The 16803-nt window shown below is 67.2% G+C and carries 18 protein-coding genes and 1 pseudogene; 4 read left to right on the top strand and 15 right to left on the bottom strand.

The features are described 5' to 3' along the window. Window positions 1-10 precede the first annotated feature (10 nt). Window positions 11-1309, bottom strand: a complete 1299-nt coding sequence (locus FBY35_RS19275) for an ABC transporter substrate-binding protein (protein ID WP_142215273.1) — start codon at window positions 1307-1309, stop codon at window positions 11-13. A gap of 332 nt (window positions 1310-1641) precedes the next feature. Between FBY35_RS19275 and FBY35_RS19270 the strand changes: the two genes are divergently transcribed. After that, entirely contained in the window at window positions 1642-2703 is a 1062-nt protein-coding gene (locus FBY35_RS19270) for a LacI family DNA-binding transcriptional regulator (protein ID WP_313904681.1), read from the top strand. A gap of 166 nt (window positions 2704-2869) precedes the next feature. Here FBY35_RS19270 and FBY35_RS19265 read toward each other — a convergent pair whose 3' ends face one another. The 3 genes from FBY35_RS19265 to FBY35_RS19255 form a co-directional block, all read right to left on the bottom strand. Next, a complete protein-coding gene (locus FBY35_RS19265; protein WP_399208462.1) occupies window positions 2870-3304 on the bottom strand; it encodes a DUF2267 domain-containing protein in 435 nt (144 codons plus the stop codon). 73 nt (window positions 3305-3377) lie between these two features. Then, window positions 3378-3773, bottom strand: a complete 396-nt coding sequence (locus FBY35_RS19260; protein ID WP_142215271.1) for a DUF2267 domain-containing protein — start codon at window positions 3771-3773, stop codon at window positions 3378-3380. Between the two features lie 93 nt (window positions 3774-3866). After that, window positions 3867-4298, bottom strand: a complete 432-nt coding sequence (locus FBY35_RS19255) for an Hsp20/alpha crystallin family protein (protein ID WP_142215270.1) — start codon at window positions 4296-4298, stop codon at window positions 3867-3869. A gap of 128 nt (window positions 4299-4426) precedes the next feature. On the opposite strand from FBY35_RS19255, the gene FBY35_RS19250 reads away from it, so the two are divergent. Continuing rightward, the gene (locus FBY35_RS19250) at window positions 4427-5074 is read left to right on the top strand and encodes a type III effector protein (RefSeq protein WP_142215269.1); all 648 of its coding nucleotides are present in this window, start codon (window positions 4427-4429) and stop codon (window positions 5072-5074) included. 313 nt (window positions 5075-5387) lie between these two features. Here the strand turns inward: FBY35_RS19250 and FBY35_RS19245 are convergent, their stop codons facing one another. Further along, window positions 5388-6353, bottom strand: a complete 966-nt coding sequence (locus FBY35_RS19245; RefSeq protein ID WP_142215268.1) for an NAD(P)-dependent oxidoreductase — start codon at window positions 6351-6353, stop codon at window positions 5388-5390. A gap of 106 nt (window positions 6354-6459) precedes the next feature. On the opposite strand from FBY35_RS19245, the gene FBY35_RS19240 reads away from it, so the two are divergent. After that, window positions 6460-7050, top strand: a complete 591-nt coding sequence (locus tag FBY35_RS19240; protein WP_142215267.1) for a TetR/AcrR family transcriptional regulator — start codon at window positions 6460-6462, stop codon at window positions 7048-7050. Between the two features lie 339 nt (window positions 7051-7389). After that, window positions 7390-7644: a hypothetical protein gene (locus FBY35_RS37280; protein ID WP_260848731.1), complete on the top strand. Its 255-nt coding sequence runs from the start codon at window positions 7390-7392 to the stop codon at window positions 7642-7644. A 525-nt stretch (window positions 7645-8169) separates the two neighbouring features. Here the strand turns inward: FBY35_RS37280 and argJ are convergent. From argJ to FBY35_RS36460, 10 genes and pseudogenes are all read right to left on the bottom strand, one after another. Beyond that, window positions 8170-9366 carry a bifunctional glutamate N-acetyltransferase/amino-acid acetyltransferase ArgJ gene (argJ, locus tag FBY35_RS19230; protein WP_142215266.1) on the bottom strand — a complete coding sequence of 399 codons (1197 nt, stop codon included), beginning with the start codon at window positions 9364-9366 and terminating at the stop codon, window positions 8170-8172. 392 nt (window positions 9367-9758) lie between these two features. Continuing rightward, window positions 9759-10568, bottom strand: coding sequence for a bifunctional 2-polyprenyl-6-hydroxyphenol methylase/3-demethylubiquinol 3-O-methyltransferase UbiG (locus FBY35_RS19225; protein WP_067385110.1), 810 nt, complete (start codon window positions 10566-10568; stop codon window positions 9759-9761). A gap of 152 nt (window positions 10569-10720) precedes the next feature. Beyond that, the gene (locus FBY35_RS19220; RefSeq protein ID WP_222123150.1) at window positions 10721-12007 is read right to left on the bottom strand and encodes a hypothetical protein; all 1287 of its coding nucleotides are present in this window, start codon (window positions 12005-12007) and stop codon (window positions 10721-10723) included. A 5-nt stretch (window positions 12008-12012) separates the two neighbouring features. Then, window positions 12013-12336 carry a helix-turn-helix transcriptional regulator gene (locus tag FBY35_RS19215; RefSeq protein ID WP_054231981.1) on the bottom strand — a complete coding sequence of 108 codons (324 nt, stop codon included), beginning with the start codon at window positions 12334-12336 and terminating at the stop codon, window positions 12013-12015. Further along, the gene (locus FBY35_RS19210; protein ID WP_142215265.1) at window positions 12333-13409 is read right to left on the bottom strand and encodes a site-specific integrase; all 1077 of its coding nucleotides are present in this window, start codon (window positions 13407-13409) and stop codon (window positions 12333-12335) included. Before FBY35_RS19210 ends, FBY35_RS19215 begins: the two co-directional genes overlap by 4 nt. A gap of 588 nt (window positions 13410-13997) precedes the next feature. After that, complete coding sequence (locus tag FBY35_RS19205) at window positions 13998-14393, bottom strand: hypothetical protein (RefSeq protein ID WP_142215264.1); 396 nt, start codon at window positions 14391-14393, stop codon at window positions 13998-14000. Beyond that, window positions 14390-14773, bottom strand: coding sequence for a hypothetical protein (locus tag FBY35_RS19200; protein WP_142215263.1), 384 nt, complete (start codon window positions 14771-14773; stop codon window positions 14390-14392). The genes FBY35_RS19205 and FBY35_RS19200 overlap by 4 nt, the downstream gene beginning before the upstream one ends. Window positions 14774-15103: 330 nt before the next feature. After that, window positions 15104-15277, bottom strand: a pseudogene (locus tag FBY35_RS37275) (IS630 family transposase); the annotation flags it as partial. A 126-nt stretch (window positions 15278-15403) separates the two neighbouring features. Then, a complete protein-coding gene (locus FBY35_RS19190; protein ID WP_142215262.1) occupies window positions 15404-16303 on the bottom strand; it encodes a helix-turn-helix domain-containing GNAT family N-acetyltransferase in 900 nt (299 codons plus the stop codon). A gap of 130 nt (window positions 16304-16433) precedes the next feature. Further along, the gene (locus tag FBY35_RS36460) at window positions 16434-16802 is read right to left on the bottom strand and encodes a hypothetical protein (RefSeq protein ID WP_186357179.1); all 369 of its coding nucleotides are present in this window, start codon (window positions 16800-16802) and stop codon (window positions 16434-16436) included. Window position 16803 lies beyond the last annotated feature (1 nt).

The raw sequence follows: 16803 nt of genomic DNA, 5'->3' as shown, positions 1-16803 counted from the left end.
GTCCCGCCCCTCACTGCGCGGTGGCCTTCTGCAGGGCGCTCTGCAGGTCCTTGAGCGCCTGTGTGGTGCTCTTGCTGCCGGTCAGCGCGGCGTAGGCCTCCTGCTGGATCGAGGAGGTCACATCGCCGTAGTGCACGACCCGCGGACGCGGCACGGCGCGCAGGATGGACTGCTTGAGGACCGGCAGGTAGGGATACTGCTTGACCAGCGATGCCTCGTCGTACAGGTCCGTGTACGGCGGGGCAAGGGAGCCCTCCTTCAGGAACATGCTGGCGCTGTCCTTGCTGCTGAAGAACTTCATGAAGTCCAGGGCCGTGGCCTTGTTCTTGGCGAAGGACGACAGGGCGAGGTTGTGACCGCCCAGGCTCGAGGAGCCGGGCCCGTTCAGGCCGGGCAGCGGCCCGACCCCGAACTTCCCCGCCACCTTCCCCTTCGCGGCCAGTGCGTACACATACGGCCAGTTGCGCAGGAATATCAGCTTGCCGGACTCGAAGGCCTGACGGCTGTCCTCCTCCTGGTAGGTGATGGCCTCCTTGGGGATCGTCCCCTCCTTGACGGCACCGGCGAGGAAGTCCAAGCCCTTCTTCGCCGCAGGGGTGTCGACGTCCGGCTGGCCGTTCGCGTTGGTGACGACACCGCCCGCGGAGTCCACGGCCTCGGCGAAGTTGACCGTCAGCCCCTCGTACTTCTGGAACTGACCGGCGTAACACGACATACCCTCGGCCTCGGGCAGCTTCTTCACCTTGGCGCAGGCGGCCGTCATCTCCGGCCAGGTGGCCGGGGGCCTGTTGACGCCGGCCTTCCTCAGCAAGTCGGTGCGGTAGTAAAGCAGTCCGCCGTCGGAACTGGCCGGAGCCGCATACAGAGCGCCGCGGTACTTCGCCGTCTCGACCACGGGCTTGAGCATGTTCTGCAGCGGGAACTGCCTTTCGGGCAGGCGGTCGATCCACTGGTGGGCGGCGAACTCCGACGTCCACACGACGTCGAGGGAGAGCACCGTGTAGGCGTCGGACTTCGTCTCCGCGTTCTGGATCATCTGCTGCCGCTGCGAGTCCGCGTCCGTGGGCAGCTGGACGAAGGTGACCTTCTCCTTCGGGTGCAGCGTGTTCCAGCGGTCGATCACCTTCTGCACGATGCCGGACGTGTCCTTGCCGGCCACGTAGGTGATGGGCCCGCGGCCCTCGAACGAGAGGCTCCCGCCCTGCTCCTGGGAGCCGCTGCCCCCGGACGAGCCGCAGGCGGTGAGGAGGAGCGCGGCGGCGACGAACGTCGCCGAGCACGGGAGGGCTCTGGTGGTCCTGGTCTTCATTGTGTCTCTCCTGGTCATGCGGAACCGAAGGCACGGCTGGTCGCCGTGTTGTGAGACTGTGCTGTCACGGCACTTCTTCAAGGAAAGCAGCAGGTCAAAGGGCCTGAAGGATGGATCGGCGAGAGCGATTTCGCTCGGGCCGAGACAACGCTTGCACGCTAGGAGTGCGGCTAAGGGAAGTCAATCCGTAACTTGCCGGTAACTCGCACAGATTTGGATGCACTGACCAGCGCATTCTTGGGCAAAGGTTTGGATATTGATCCATGAGGGAGTCGTGACAGCGCTGTCATGAGAGCCTGTGAGTGAGAGCGATACTGTGCTAACTTCCGCTCATGTCACCCGCTCAGCGGCATCCAACGATGGCCGACGTCGCCGAACGCGCCAGCGTCTCACCGTCCACCGTCTCCCGCACCCTGCGCGGCCTGCCGACCGTCTCGCCGGACGTCCGCGCCCGGGTCGAACAGGCCGCCCGCGAGCTGAACTTCGCGATTTCTCGTCAGGCCGCAAGCCTGGTCACGGGGAAAACCGGGGTCGTGGCGGTGCTCGTGACCACGCTCAACTCATGGTTCATGGGATCGGCGCTGTCCAGCCTGGGCCCGCTGCTGCGCGCGGCCGGCATGGAGCTGAACGTCTACGTGACCCCCGACATTGCCGAGCGCACCTCGTTCTTCGAACGCCTGCCGGCCCGCCGGAACGCCGACGCGCTGCTCGTCTTCGGATTCGATCTCACCGACGAGGAGACTGCGCGACTGGACGACCTCGCTATGCCGGTCATCTACGTCAGCCAGCACGCCGAAGGCCGCCCGAGCGTGTATGTCGACGACGTGGCCGGAGCCTTGAATGCCACCCGGCACCTGCTCAACCTCGGCCACCGCCGGATCGCCTTCGCGCCCACTGTGGGAGCCAGCGGCTTCTGCTTCAGCTCCCGCGAACGGCTGCTCGGCTACCAGCAGGCGCTCGCCGAGGCGGACATCCCGATCGACGACGAGCTGGTGGTCACGATGGCGCTCGGGGACAAGCGCGACCTCATCACCGGGGTCGGGAAGCTGCTGAGTCTGAGAGAGCCGCCCACCGCTCTGTTCGCCGAGCAGGACGAACTGGCCGTCGCCGTCATCCATACACTGCGCCAGGCCCGGATCCAGGTGCCCGAGCGGATGTCCGTCATCGGTTTCGACGACCACCAGGTCGCCGACTGGTTCGATCTGTCCACGGTGGCCCAGTCCCCGTCGGACATGGGCCGGGTGGCCGGCGAATTGGCCCTGCAGCTCATCGACGACTCAGAGGCGGACCGTACGCGGCACATCATCCTGCCCACTCACCTGATTCCGCGGGCCACCACCGCCCCGCCGCCCGGCCCCCAGAGTGAGCTGGAGGCCCGGCGGACGCCCTCCTGACTCCGGTCGAGCGGTGATGGCGCTCCTCGGACTTGCGCCGGCTCGGCGGCTTGACGAGGCGACAGTTTCTCGCGCGAGCGCATGACCCCCCGCGACGGTGCTCAGGGCCCTCGGGACGCCGCGTAAAAGGGGGCGACAACTCTCTGCGAGCCTTCACATGCGTCGCCTATGCGGCCGGGCTGAGTTCGGCGCGGCCGAACAGCAGCGCGTAGCCGGAGGGGAGCTGGCGCAGGATGCGGGTGAGGAGGCCGGGGCCGGCCAGGGCTGCGACGGCACAGAGGACGGAGCCAGTGTCCCAGCGAGTGGTGCCTACAGGGGCGCCGGCGCGGGCGGCGAGGTCCTGGACGTAGGCCCAGCCGGTCAGCGGCTGGGCGTCGGGGAACTGAGCGGTGAAGATGCGTGCGGCTTCCAGGGGCAGGCGGGCGGCGAGTTCGACGCGTTCGTCGCCCGTCAGCTGGCGTCCGAGTCCTGCGAGGACCAGTTGGACGGCTTCCTCGGCTCGTTCCCGGGTGGGGTAGGCACCTTCGTAGCGAACCTTCTCCAGCATCTGCTCGTACGTCATGACGGGCAGATGCTGGAGCGGTGCACGCCGGTCGGACATCACTGCGGTGTTGGCCTTTCTGTTGCTGAGATGGTGGTGCCGGCACCCGAGGGGCGCGCGGACACCAGCGTGGTCAGGTGGGCTGGGGGCGGCCGAAGAGCAGGTCGTAGCCCGCGGGGAGCTGGAGCAGGATCTGCCTGAGCAGGTCCTCGCCGGCAGCGTCGGCGACCGTACTGAGGACGGCGCTGACGTCCCAGGCCGCGGTCTGTTCGGTTGCTCCCTCGATCCAGGCCGCCGTCGCGCGCACGAATCGCTCTGGTGGGAGCGGTTCGGCGCTCTGCAGCGGGTTGAGCAGGACCAGGGCGAAGGCTTCCGGCAGACGAGCCGCCAGTCGGGCGCGCTCCTCTCCGACAAGGTGTGCGCCGAGTAGGGCGAGCACCACGCGGGCCGCGCGTTCTGCCTCCCGATGGCTCCCGTACTCGCCGCGTTCCTTCACATGGTCGAGGAACGCTTCCCATCGCAACACCACGGCGGCCGCCACCTTCCTTGGTCCGGTGCGGAGGACGGGCGAGGGGGAGATCGGTGCCCGCCCTCCGCCGCTTTTCGCCCCGGTAGCCGGGGTTCAGCCGGAGATCTGCTTGTGGGAGGACTCTCCGCCAATGGAGATCTTGCGGGGCTTGGCACGCTCGGCGATCGGGATGCGCAGGGTCAGCACCCCGGCTTCGTAGTCGGCCTTGATGCGCTCGGTGTCCAGCGTGTCGGCCAGCACGATCTGACGGGAGAAGACACCCAGTGGCCGCTCCGACAGCTCCATCTGCACATCGTCGGCCTTCGCCACGGGCCGACGCTCGGCCTTGACGGTCAGCATGTTCCGCTCGACGTCGATGTCGATCGCCTCAGCGCTGACGCCGGGAAGGTCGAAGGCCACCACGTACTCCTCACCATCGCGGTAGGCGTCCATCGCCATCGCGGACGGCCGCGACCAGGTGCCAGGGCCCATCAGCTGCTGAGTCAGCCGGTCGAGTTCGCGGAACGGGTCGGTGCGCATCAACATCGCGAAACACCTCCAGAAGGTTCGGGCAGTACCTGCCAATGCGCTTCACTGAAACCGTTGTAACATGTCATCCAATGGATGACAAACATGGTGTCGTCCAAAGGGTGACAGTTTGCAAGGAGGTGCCCATGGCAGCAGCCGACCAGCCGGTCTCTTCCCCTACCGAGGACCACAGCCCGGCGTCGCTTCTCGCCGCGGCGGCGGCCCTGGAAGCCATAGACGGCGCCCTGCGCGCCGCCCAGCACGAGACTGCCGGCACCCCCGACGCAGGCCCAGAGCAGGCCCTGGCCACCCTCCTCCTGCTGCGGCAGATTCGCGAGCAGCTCGCCGGATGGGAAACCGGCCTGATCGAAACAGCCCGCCATGCAGGTGCCAGCTGGGCGGACCTCGCCCACCCTCTCGGCGTCGCCAGCCGCCAGGCCGCCGAACGCCGCTACCTGCGCAACCGCCCCGGCCCCGCCGGAACCACCGGCGAACAAAGGGTCCAGGCCACCCGCGAACGCCGCGCCGCCGACCGCACCGCCGCCACCTGGGCCCGCCACAACGCCGCCGACCTGCGCCGTATCGCCGGCCAGATCACCGCCCTCCCCGACCTCCCCGCCGCCGCTCGTCTCCCGCTCAGCCAACTCCACGCGGCCCTCGCCCACGACGACCCCGCCGCCCTCATTCACCCCCTCAACGCGGCCCGCCCCCACCTGGCACCCGCCCATCCCGACCTCGCCACCCAACTCGACACGCTCACGAAATCCGCCACGCGCCCAGCCACCCCCGACTGACCGGCTGGCACGCAAGCAGGCGGACCTAAATACAGCGGGCACCGGTGTCCTGCGGGAGGGACAGATGCTGGCCGTCGGGGTGGATCGGGGCAATCACGGCTCCGTATCGACGTTGCCCCCGACGGCTTACCGTCCTATGGCGCGGAACGGCATTCCGCGGACCCGGAACAGTCGGCTGCTCAATGACGCCAGCTGCGTCAACTAGCCGTGCTGACACACCCGTTACGCCGATCCCAGCCAGCACTGGTCGCCGACCTCCTGGAAGCGGCCGGCTGCTGCGCCCCGTCGACCGGCGCCAGCTCGATTCGGCAAATCAGGCAGACGCGTGAGATCGGCCTGAGGCCGGTCTGGTGTCGGTGGGACGGCTGGTGGTCGGCTCTTGGAAGTTGACTCGGATGGGTACAGAGCTGCCGTCGGTGCGGGTCTCCAGGGCGTGCAGTACGGCCACCATGTCCTCGCCGCCGTGGCCTTGTTCGACGGTTTCGCCGTAGAGGGTGTGGCAGATGTCGAGGAGCGGGGAGGTCAGGTCGGCTTTGCGGGCGGCCTCCGCGATCAGCTGGTTGTTCTTCAGGACGTCTGCGGCGGCCGCCTGGACGGTGAAGTCGCGGGTCAGCAGCTTGGGTCCCTTCACCCGGGAGACGGCGCTTGCCATCGGCCCGGCGTCCAGGACGTCGCGGAGCAGGCGTTGGTCGAGGCCGTGCCGGTCGGCGAAGTGATACGCCTCGGTCAGACCGGTGACCATCGTGATCAGGAACAGGTTGACCGAGAACTTCATCAGCAGCGCGCCCGGGACCGGCCCGCAGTCGAACGTCTCCTTGCACATGGAGGCGAACAGGGGTCGTACCGCCGCCACGGCGTCGTCGTCACCCGCCAGCATCCCCACCAGTTCGCCCTGCTCGGCGGGCACGCGGGAGCCGGAGACCGGGGCCTCGACATAGCGGCCGCCCGCCGCGTGGATGTCGTTTTGCAGGCTGCCCGAGTACTCGGCCGAGGTCGTGCCCATGTGGACGACGGTGCGACCGGCGACGTGCGCCGCGAAACCCGGAGTGCCGCGCCCCAGCACCGTGTCGATGGCGGCCTCGTCGGCCAGCATGAGGATCACTGTCTCGGCACGGTCGAAGACCTCGGCAGGGCTCGAGGACACCTCGGCTCCGGCGGCGCGCAGGGGCTCGCACCGGGCAGGGGTGCGGTTCCAGACGACGAGGGGTGTCCCAGCACGGGCGAGGTTGAGTGCCATGGGCTGCCCCATGACCCCGAGGCCGACGAAACCGACGCACACGACGCACCACCACCCTGCCGACTATGACAGCGGTCATAGTAGCCGATTTCTATGACGACAGTCATAGGATGGGTGTCGGGGAGCTCGACGAATGGGGAGACCGAGGATGTCCGAACGAGGGCCGCGCGAGCGGATGGTCTTCAGCGCTGCCCAACTCATCCGGCGCGAGGGAGTGGCTTCCACCGGCATGCGCGAGGTCGCCGCGCACGCCGCCGCCCCGCGGGGTTCGCTTCAGCACTACTTCCCCGGCGGCAAGGAACAGCTGGTCAACGAGGCCGTGGGCTGGGCCGGCCGGTACGCGGGCAACCGTGTCGCCCGCTTTCTCGCCGCGCTGCCCGAGCCGACGCCCAGCGGGCTGTTCGGCGAGATGGTGCGGCAGTGGACGGACGAGTACGAGAGCGCCGGCTTCGCGGGCGGCTGCCCCGTGGCCGCCGCGACAGTGGACTGTGCGGAGTCCACCGTGTCCACGCGGGAGGCGGCCGCCGTCGCCTTCGCCACCTGGACCGGGCCGGTGGCACGGGCACTGGCCGAGATGGGCGTGCCCGAGGAACGGGCCGACGCACTCGCCACGCTCATGATCAGCGCCCTGGAGGGCGCAATCCTCATGTCCCGGGCAGAGCAGGACGTACGTGCTCTGACGACCGTCACCAGGGAACTCGGCCCCCTCCTCGACGCAGCGGTGAGCAACGATGGCTGACCGGCCGATACGTGTGGGGCGTGATCCACAACTACGGCATCTCGCCGGAATTACTGGATGTACTCCAGAACGGCGGCGCCCGCGCTAAAGTCGCAGGTCCCGCAGCCTGCTCCGCGCACCCGCGCGGGTGGTCCCACGGTCAGGTGGTCGATGAGGCGTCTGGAACGATGTGCTCGTGCATGCTGGTGATCAGGTTGGCGAGGGTGTCCCTGCGGAGCTAGCGGTGTTCCTCCGGGGTGCCGTGGATGGGCGCCCGGTGAAGATCGCTCCTTCGGTCTGCGGAGGTTGCGGCGGCCGCGTGTTCTGCGTGCTGGTCAATGCATCCGGGGCGGAACGGGAGTGTTCTGGCTGCGGCGGCGTGCGTTCATCGCGGACAGCGAGGAGTACTGGAACGAGGAGTCCTGGGAGGACGACGAGCCTGGTGCGGCCGGCTGCCCGTGCGGGAGCGAGGAGTTCGAATCAGCGGTCGCGTTCTCGCTCGGCGACGACGGATCGGTCCGCTGGGTGACCGTGGGCCTGCGGTGCATCAAGGACGGATTCCGCGGGTCTATGCCGACTGGAAGATCGACTACAGCCCCGCGGATCACCTCCTGACCATGGTCTAAGGGCTGTCCCGCAATACCCGGCGGATGAGCGCGCGGCGTCAGATGCGGTGCATCGCAAGGCGGAGAGTCGTCCTCATACTGGGCGTATTCGGGCGATTCGACAACGCAGCGAGGTGCCGTAGCTGTCGTCGCGCGCCCGGCGGGTATTGCGGGACAGCCCTTAGGTTGGCCGGGCGACGGCCTGGACGGGCCGAGGTTCGTAGAAGGTTACGTCCCGGCGCATCGTGCCCCGAAGGCCCCATTGCGGAGCCACGAAAGATGTAACGGGGGACTCGCCAAACAGACGGTGCCTGATCGCCGCACCCGCGAGGGTGGTCCCGATGAACTGTTCCGGTCACGAATGCCAACTGCTCACTGCACCCGCGGGGATGGTCCCCAAAGGAGCGCGCGACCGGTTCAACTTGCTTCAGCCGGTGCGCACCGTCAGCCGGCCGTTGAGGGATTGCGTGCAGCCGACCGGTGCCACTGAGGGATCACGAGAGCGGTGTGGGGTTTGTTTTGCGGTCGAGTCCGGTCATGTCGTGTAGTCCGCGTTGATCCGGATGTAGTCGGCGGAGAGGTCGCAGCCGTAGACCGTGGCTTCGGCCTCCCCGAGGCCGAGCGTGATGGCGATGTCGACCTCGTCGTGGCGCATGATGCCGGCGAGTTTGTCGAGGGTGTCGGCCTCGGGCTCTTCGGGGTACACCTCGATGTCGCCGAATCTCACGGTTACGTTGCCCGGCGCGATGTCGGTGTCGTTGGTGTTCTTGCCGATGGCCATCAGTACTCGGCCCCAGTTGGGGTCGGCGCCGTGGACGGCGCTCTTGACCAGAGGGGAGTTCAGTACGCTCTTGGCGATGCGATTGGCCTGTTTGTAGTCGCCGGCCTGGCCGACGGTGACGCGCAGGAGTTTGGTCGCGCCTTCGCCGTCACTGGCGAGCTGTTGGGTGAGGTCCAGGCACAGGTCGGTGAGGGCTTCGGCGAATTGCCGCGGGCCGACTGGTCCTGCGGCGCCGTTGGCTATGACTGCCACGGTGTCAGAGGTGGAGGTGTCGGTGTCGACGCTCAGGCAGTTGAACGTGCGATTCACCGCTCCGCGCAATGCTCTGTCCAGGTCGGTCGGGGGCAGGTCCGCGTCGGTGAACACGTAGGCCAGCATCGTGGCCATGTTGGGTTCCAGCATGCCGACACCCTTGGCGATGCCCACGATGCGGGCCTGCCCGACGGTCCGTACGGCGGTCTTCGGGCGGGTGTCGGTGGTCATCATCGCGCGGGCCACATCCAGCGGTTTGGCCATGAACGCCGCGTAGCCGCGCTTGGCAGTCTCGTCGAAGTGCGTACGGATGGTGCCCATCGGCAGCGGGCGTCCGATGACGCCGGTGGAGCCGATGAGTACTTCGTCCTGCGGGATGCCCAGAATCCCGGCGACGCAGCGGACGACCTCGGCGGCGTTCTCCTCGCCTTGACGGCCGGTGGCGACGTTCGCGTTCTGCGCCAGCGTCGTCACGGCACGCAGGTTCTGCGCCGTGGCATGTGCACGACTGAGGACTACGGCCGGACCCGCGAAGAGGCTCTGGGTGAACATTGCGGCGCTGGTGGCCGGCCGGTCCGACGCGACGATTGAAATGTCGTCACCGTGCTCGCGCAGTCCGCCGTGCCCTGTGTAGGCACGGAAGCTCATCGGCCAGGCCAGAGGGCCAGATTCTTGAGTCCATGCATGATCATGCGTCATGCGGCATATATTTACACCATAGTGGTGGGCTGTCCATCCACTTTCGAGTGCCGCCCCGAATCCACTCCGCCTCGTTGCATAGGCCCATGGCTACCGCACTCCGGCTGAGGTCTACGCTGGCCTTCTGAACAGCGGTGATGCGCTGACTGCTTGAGCGCGCCGCCGATTCCTGAGCAAGATCAGAAAGCGCCAGTCAGCGGCCGGATCGGCGCGGGATCATGCGCGAGAATTCCGTCGTTTGCGGCTGGTGACACGGTTCTTACCGGCACGTCCGCCGTGGGTTCAGTGCGACTGAGGTGCTTTCACCGGGAACCCACGGCGTTTTCGGCAGGCAGGCATGAAAGTGCGGTGGGTCCGTCGCCGCTGAATCGGCAGGTCCTTCACCACTGGGCTCACTCGGCGCGCTGTCCGACACGGAGGACGCTCAGATAACGGCGTGATGCCCGGTCGCCCATCCGCGTGCGGATGCGCTCGGCTACTGCGTCGAGCAGGGGCTCACGGACGTCGCGGTCGAGCCTCCGATACAGCGACAACGAGCGAAGGTGATCGGCAAAGCCGTCTCCGTTGAACCATTGAACGGTCGGGTACCAGCGCACGATCGTTGGGCCGAACAGTCCTCCGGGATCGTCGACCAGGCCCCAGCCCTCGTCGGTGGTGCGCACGTCGTCCTCCAGGGGAGGATGACCCCAGCCGGGGTTCCCGGGGCAGAACTGCTCGTGGAGATCGGCGGTCTCGGCGTATACCTCTGGCTCTCCCGGCCGGCGGACAACGACGTGGCCGAGCAGCGCCATCCAGCCTCCGGGATGGAGCACGTCGTGCGCCCGTTGCCAGCCGATCGACGGGTCGACCCAGTGCCACGACGACGCAGCCACGAGAGCATCGAAGCGTCGGCCGCGGTCGTCCCACTCCTCGAACGTCGACGTCTCGACTTCGACGTTGCGGAAGGATGCGATCCGTTGGCGAGCGAGTGCGGCCATGTCTGCGCCCGGCTCGATGGCGGTCACTGAGCATCCGAGTGCTGCCAGCGAGCGCGTCGCCTGACCGGTGCCGCAGCCCACCTCCAGCACCGACGACCTGTCGTCCGTGCCGGTGACGGCGACAAGGTCCGCGAACAGCTCGTCGGGGTATCCCGGCCGGACCCGGTCGTAGAGCTCCGGCACCTCGTTGAACACCCGGCCGAGGTCGTGTGGATTCGGGCGCATCTTCGGAGCATCAGTCACGAGTGCACAAGCTATGAGGTTCGTCCACGGGGACGCCACTGGTTTAACGGCAGCTCCTCGACAGCAGCCGTGTCGGTCCTTTCTGTCTGCTCTGCCAGCGTCGTTCGGTCGCGGATCCCTTTACGGGCGGACCGTCAAGAGCGCCCGCTCTCCCTTCCGACCGCATCTCGGTGGACTCCCGTCTGGTCGTCGAGCAGGTTCTGGGCGATGGCCGCGTAGCGGCTCGCGGCGGTGTGGGACAGGTTGAAGACCAGGGCGAGGTGCAGCGGGTCGGCGCCGACGGTCAGTGCTTCGTGCAGGACCCTGTCGCCGCGGATGCGTTCGAGGTAGACGCCCTGGTGCAGCAGGTGCCGCTTGAGGTATTCGGCACTGACAGGCCCGGTTCCCAGGGCTGTCTTCGCGTTGATCAATACGTGCCGGTTGGGAGTCTTCGGCCAGGTGATGCGACGCTGGGCGAGCCAGGCCAGCAGGGTCTGATGAGGCAGGTCGCCGAGCCGCTGGGCGTGTCCGGCGATGGTGATCCGGCGGTTGGGCAGGTCAAGATCGTCCAAGCTAAGGCGTCGGATGGCCGTAGCGCGGGCGGCGTGGACGGCGGCCAGGGCGACGATCAGCCGTTGCGCCGGTGTGACGGCGACCCGCTGGACGGCGAGGACCTCAGCGTCGGTCATCGGCAGCAAGTTGCGCTGGATGTCTTCGGTTTTCAGGCGGGCGGTGGGGTTGGCGAAGATCAGGCCGCGCTTCTTGGCGAAGCGGAACAGTGAGCGCAGTGCGGCGATGGCGTTGCGCCGCTGCCATCCGCACAGGGGTGACAGCCCGGCCATAACGTCGGTGACGGTGATCTCGCGCAGGTGCCCACGGGTCGTCGCCCAGTTCTCCAGCAGGGGGCGGACGCCGCCGAAGTAGACGTAGGCGCAGGTGCGAGATCGGGGCTTGGCACGGCTGTCGCCGTCGAGCAGGACCAGCAGCCAGGCACGAACGTCGCCGGCGAACCCGGCGGGCAGCTCGGCGGTGCGGTTCTCGATCCAGGAGCGGACCGCCAACACGCTGTCGTCTTCCAACAGCTCCAGTTCGGTGAGGACCTCGGCGACCCGAAGGCTGGAGGCGTGTCGCGGTATTCGCGCACGGACTTCGGTGAGCTTCACGGGCTTGCCGGGCGGGCATTCGCCCAGCACCACCGTCAGGCCGTCCATCGCGCACCGCACGAGTGACGGCGACCATCCGTTGGCCTCGCCGAGCTGCTTGGCATGTGCTGCGGCCGACCGCAGCACAGGGTTGTCCGAGGTGAGGGCGGGGTGCTGCCAGCGCGGTGGGGGTGGCACACCCGCCTTGCGCCGGTAGTAGGAGCCCAGGCCCCGGCACTTGTTGTCGCAGTACGCCCGGTCCCGCCGCGATCCTTCGGGCAGCGGCTTGCCGCAGTGCACGCAGGTCATCGTGGCGGCAGGGACCGGCCGGTGCGAGGACGCGGGGCCACGGCGCGTGGCTGGCCCACCGCAGTGGCCTGTGAGTCGGTTGCTGGTGTCGGCTCCGGCACTCGCTCCGGCTCGGGCAGGAGCAGTTCCTCGACGCCGCAGGCGAGCACCGCGCAGATGACGTCCAACTCGTCGAGCTTGACGGTGTTCGGCTGGCCTGACCACAGGCCCGACATCTTCCCCGCGCTGATCACCACGCCGCGTTCGGCGAGCATCCGTTGGAGTTCGCTGGCCTTCCAGATGCCGCGGTTGGCGGCCGCCAGGCGAAGGTTCCACTTCACTGGGCCAGTCCTTTCCATCGGTCGGTGGCGCGCTGCTGTCCGGCGACCCAGGCGTCTTCGACGTGGGTGCCATGGACGTGGATATACCGGGCCGTGGTTCCGGTCCAGGTATGTCCGAGTAGCTCCTGGATGGCGAACAAGGTCATGCCGGCTAGATAGAGCTGGGAGGCACAAAAATGCCGCAGTACGTGCGGGGTGAGCTTCCCGGCCCAGGTGGGCAGGTGCTGGGCGGCGGCATCGGCCAGCGCCCGGCGGAAGACGTCGGCGGTCGCCCGTGAGCAGGAGCCGTCCTGGTTCTTGCGCTCGGAGGGGAACAGCGGGGCACCGGGCCGGGTGTGGTCGGCGTCGAAGTGGCCCCACACGTCCTCGATGAACCATCGCAGGTTGCGGTCGGCGCCGTTGATCAGCGGCACCAGCCGCGGCTTCGGCCCGCGCCTCCGGGATCCCTTGCCGTGCCGGACGTTGAGCTTGCCGAACCGGCCCAGCTCCCACCGGACGTCGTCCAGGTCGAGCATCCGTGCTTCGTTGATCCGCAGTCCCACGTCCGCTGCCAGCCGGGCGACAGCGTAGTTGCGGGCGGCCGGACCGAACTTGCGGCAGGTCACCAGCTCCTCGCGCCATCCGGCGAACAGCGCCTCGATCTCCGCCTCGCTGGGCGGGATCCGCAGCTGCGGTTCCACCGAGGCCCGCGGCCGGTTCATCTCGTCCAGCGGGCACTCGACCACACGGCCGGTGAGGTTGTGCAGCTCGACCTTGTGCCGCAGCTCAAGGAACTGGAAGTACACCGCCAGCGCACCCGCCCGGCCGGTCCGGGTCGACGGCTTGGCGTCGCGGAGCACCTTGCCGAAATAGACGTCGGCGTCGGCCGGCTCCATCTCCCACAGCGGACGGCCGAACCAGTCCCGGATCAGCTCCAGGTGGTTGGTGTCGTTGCGGATCGTGCTGTCGACCAGGCCGGCCGAGGCTCGCGCGAGCACGAACCCCGCCAGCACGTCGGTCTCGAACTCGGCGAGCTCCTCCGCGCTCACCGGCGCCCGGTACTCGCGCAGATCGCGCACTACGGCCAGAGCCAACCCACGCCTCCACGACTTCACCCAGACTGAAGGAATCCCGACAGAGATGAGAGTTGCGCACTACGAGCGAGATTGGGTCAGAACAGTCTGCGGTCACCCGGACGAGGTAACAGGCCCTGGTCCAGGCACGTTCAGACGGCCCGTCATCCGTGGACGAGGCAGGGAACTCAGCGACTATTGCCCAACCGAGGCACCCGCGAGTTCGTGAAAACTGAAGGGGTTTCAGCGGAAACCCGCGGTCCACCCGTGGGTTCGTGGTGAAGTCGCGGGACTGACCGGCTTATCGAGGACGGCCAACTCCTCCTCGGTCAGGCCCAGGCTTCGGGCGCGTGCGCGATGTCGGCGGGGAACCGGCGGCGATCGCCTTCGCTTGGCGCAGATGCGCGGCCGGCGTGGTCGGCGGCCGCCGCGGTGTATCCCGGCGTCAGGAGGTACCCCGGGTGGCGAAGTCGCGCGCCAGGTCAGCAGCCTGGCACCTCGCTGCGTTGTCGAATCGCCCGAATACGCCTGTATGAGGACGACTCTCCGCCTTGCGATGCACCGCATCTGACGCCGCGCGCTCATCCGCCGGGTATTGCGGGACAGCCCTTAGGAAACGCGGAACGAGCCGCCGGTATCAGTTCCCTGTTTCGAGGCTTCGAATTCAGAGAAGGAGAGCGCTGGCTTTCCGCTGGGGTTATCGAAGGTCACGGTAACTTTCTTCCACCCGAGGCCGGGTGGCAAGTATTTCGTGGCACAGAACAAAGTCCGCCGATTGTCTCGGAAGGCCGAGCGTTGAATGATAACTCCGGGAGGCACATTGACCCCACGCTTCTTGAGTTCCTCGGTATCAAGAAGGACATCGAGAACGTACTGTGCTCGATGTTCCTCCGGAAGGCTGGAGAATTCCTGCATGACGCCTTCCATTGCAGGAGAGCAGACAAAGGACGTCAGTTCGGACAGCGCAGTTTCGATCTCCGTTGCGAGAGCTTCGTCGGCCGTCACTGCAGGACCTCGCCGCCCACGGATGCGCACACGATGTATCCCACCGAAGCACACACGGTGATTCTTTCGAGCTCATCGCCACCTGCAGGCAATTGTGGAAGTGTGACTGCCACATCACCTCGGGTCACCGACGAGGGATTCTCGAAGTACCGTGTAGTGAGGCGGAATCCCTCAGGGACCGGTATTCCTCTCCTCGTCAGTTCATCGACGCTTGCCAAGCGTGTTGCCTTCGCGAGGCGCTCGGATTCTGGGGTTTGCTCGATTTCTTTGAGTATTTTCGTGAACTCGGGATGTGACGCCACTTCGGCGAGCACTTTACTCAGCTCTTTGAGCTGCTCTGGCGTTGGTTGCGTGGTCTGGGCGGTGACATTCTGAGTCATTTTTTCACCCTGTTAATTTGAGCATGATCTTGGTGCGTACCTACTCTCTTCAGCGTAGTTACGGTATGCCCAAAGCGCATCCTGGCCAGCCTGGGCGGCTCGTATTGAGGGGAAGGTGTGCTCCGGTTTCGGTAACGGTGTGCGACTATTTCAACGTTCAGAATTGTCAAATTCAATATGCAAAGAGGCCATGGCTGTGTCCTGCGGCGATGGACGCGAAGCCGGGACGTCACGCACCGTGTCGCCCGCATGGAACCAAGTTCTCAGGGCGACCGGGACGGCACCGCTGGGTCGTCGTAGCGCCAACCGTCACCGCGGTGGGCTTCCGCTGCGGCCAGCGTGTTGTTGTTCGGTCCAGCCCGAACCCGCGGTGGGTCGGACCCCGAGTGGGCCGAACGCGTCGAACGCGAAGACTCGGTCCGGGGAGTGATCCCAAACGTGCTCGATGCGGTCGAGTTTGACGTCGTGCTCGGGATCCGGTGGCTCCTTCCACGTCACTGTCCGTCCTGGCGCAGACGCCGCCAACACCAGGTCCGCCACAGCCCACGACAAACGACGAGCCCACACGTCGCCATAATCTGCACACCCGTCACTGCCAAGGCCGTCGCAGAACTATCCGCCGCCGAACCGTCACCCCGACGGTGTTGTGGTGATCCGCTTCTCGAACCAGTGGTGGGCGTACGGCTCGTCGTTGAAGGCAGCCACCTCCTGGAAACCGCAGGAATGGTACAGGCCGATCGCGGCGCTGAGCGCCTTGTTGGTGTCCAGGCGCAGCACATCGCAGCCGTGCTGGGCGGCCCGCGACTCGAGCTCGGCCAGGAACCGGCGGCCCAGGCCGAGGCGCCGGGCGTGGGGCGCGACCCACATGCGCTTGATCTCGGCCGGGGCGCCGGGCGGCAGCTTCAGACCGGCGCAGCCGACAGGTTCGCCGTGGAGCCGCGCGACCACGAACAGGCCGTGCGGCGCTCGGAGTTCGCCCGTGTCGGGCAGCAGGCTCCGTGCGGGGTCGAAGCCGGTCTCGAAGCGCTCCTGGAGCTCGGTGAAGTAGGACCGCAGGCAGTGCTGGGCGTCGGGGTGTTCCGGGTCGACGACGTCCAGCGTGACCGTCCCGGCGGTCAGCAACCGTTCGACGTCGGCCATGGCAGCGACCAGCCGGGTGCGCTGGGCGGCGTTGAGCGGCTCCAGCATGGAGTCGGCCAGCTCGTTGCTGCGGCGATCGAGGATGGCACGCTCCGCGCGGCCCGCGTCGGTGAGCCGGACAGTGCGTACCCGTCTGTCCCGAGGCTGCGGCTCCACCGTCACCAGGCCGTCGGTCTCCAGGGAACGCAGCAGACGGCTGACATACCCGGAGTCGAGCCCAAGGCGCTCGCGCATCCGCCGTACGTCCTGGCCGTGCTCGCCGATCTCCCAGAGCATCCGGGCCTCGCCGATGGGCCGGTCCCGCCCAAGGAAGTGGTCGTGGAGCACGCCCACGCGTTCGGTGACGGTCCGGTTGAACCGCCGCACCTGGTCGATCTGCGCCGTATTCATTCTCTGACTCTAGTCAGAGAATCTCGTGCGAGCTAGAGGGGCCTGTGCGTCCTTTGCCGGGCTGCCGTCGAGGTTGCCCCGGCAGGCCGGCTGCCCCGTCTCGCGAAGGTTGCGGTTTCGGGCCCGTGTGTCAGACCGTGATCGTTGCATTCGCAGCGATGAGCATGAACGCCGTCGCCGCACGCTCCTGCCTCAACTCGCGCAGTTCCTGGGTCTCTTCTGGCGCGACGTGATCGACTCGGCGCTCTTTGGTTTTTCTCTTTGTTCGGTGGTTGACATCCCCTGACCCTTCACTCATGCTCTCTCTCAACTGGTCATGACCAGACACTACCAGCTGCGGAGTGGGCAGGGCTGCACCACCCGGGACGGCGTGGTGGGGCTTTGCCGCATCGGGCTCGCCGCTCAATGCCGCTGAGCCGTCTCCGAAGATCTGAGAAAGGCACGAGTGTTGGAAATGCGAATAGGTCTCATCGGCGCGGGCGCTCTGGGCGCCCTCCACG

Source organism: Streptomyces sp. SLBN-118, assembly GCF_006715635.1.
In the GTDB taxonomy this organism is placed as follows: Bacteria; Actinomycetota; Actinomycetes; order Streptomycetales; family Streptomycetaceae; genus Streptomyces.
Note: the sequence above shows the minus strand (reverse complement) of the source record. Positions and strands in the feature narration are given on the sequence as shown.

Excerpts from the sequence above, each read along its gene's own strand:
- FBY35_RS19225 (WP_067385110.1), bottom strand. The coding sequence starts at position 10,568 with ATGCGCCCGAATCCACACGACCTCGGCCGGGTGTTCAACGAGGTGCCG.
- FBY35_RS19190 (WP_142215262.1), bottom strand. The coding sequence starts at position 16,303 with ATGAATACGGCGCAGATCGACCAGGTGCGGCGGTTCAACCGGACCGTC.
- FBY35_RS19240 (WP_142215267.1), top strand. The coding sequence starts at position 6,460 with ATGTCCGAACGAGGGCCGCGCGAGCGGATGGTCTTCAGCGCTGCCCAA.
- FBY35_RS19200 (WP_142215263.1), bottom strand. The coding sequence starts at position 14,773 with ATGACTCAGAATGTCACCGCCCAGACCACGCAACCAACGCCAGAGCAG.
- FBY35_RS19265 (WP_399208462.1), bottom strand. The coding sequence starts at position 3,304 with ATGTCCGACCGGCGTGCACCGCTCCAGCATCTGCCCGTCATGACGTAC.
- argJ (WP_142215266.1), bottom strand. The coding sequence starts at position 9,366 with ATGACGCATGATCATGCATGGACTCAAGAATCTGGCCCTCTGGCCTGG.
- FBY35_RS19255 (WP_142215270.1), bottom strand. The coding sequence starts at position 4,298 with ATGTTGATGCGCACCGACCCGTTCCGCGAACTCGACCGGCTGACTCAG.
- FBY35_RS19250 (WP_142215269.1), top strand. The coding sequence starts at position 4,427 with ATGGCAGCAGCCGACCAGCCGGTCTCTTCCCCTACCGAGGACCACAGC.
- FBY35_RS19270 (WP_313904681.1), top strand. The coding sequence starts at position 1,642 with ATGTCACCCGCTCAGCGGCATCCAACGATGGCCGACGTCGCCGAACGC.
- FBY35_RS19275 (WP_142215273.1), bottom strand. The coding sequence starts at position 1,309 with ATGAAGACCAGGACCACCAGAGCCCTCCCGTGCTCGGCGACGTTCGTC.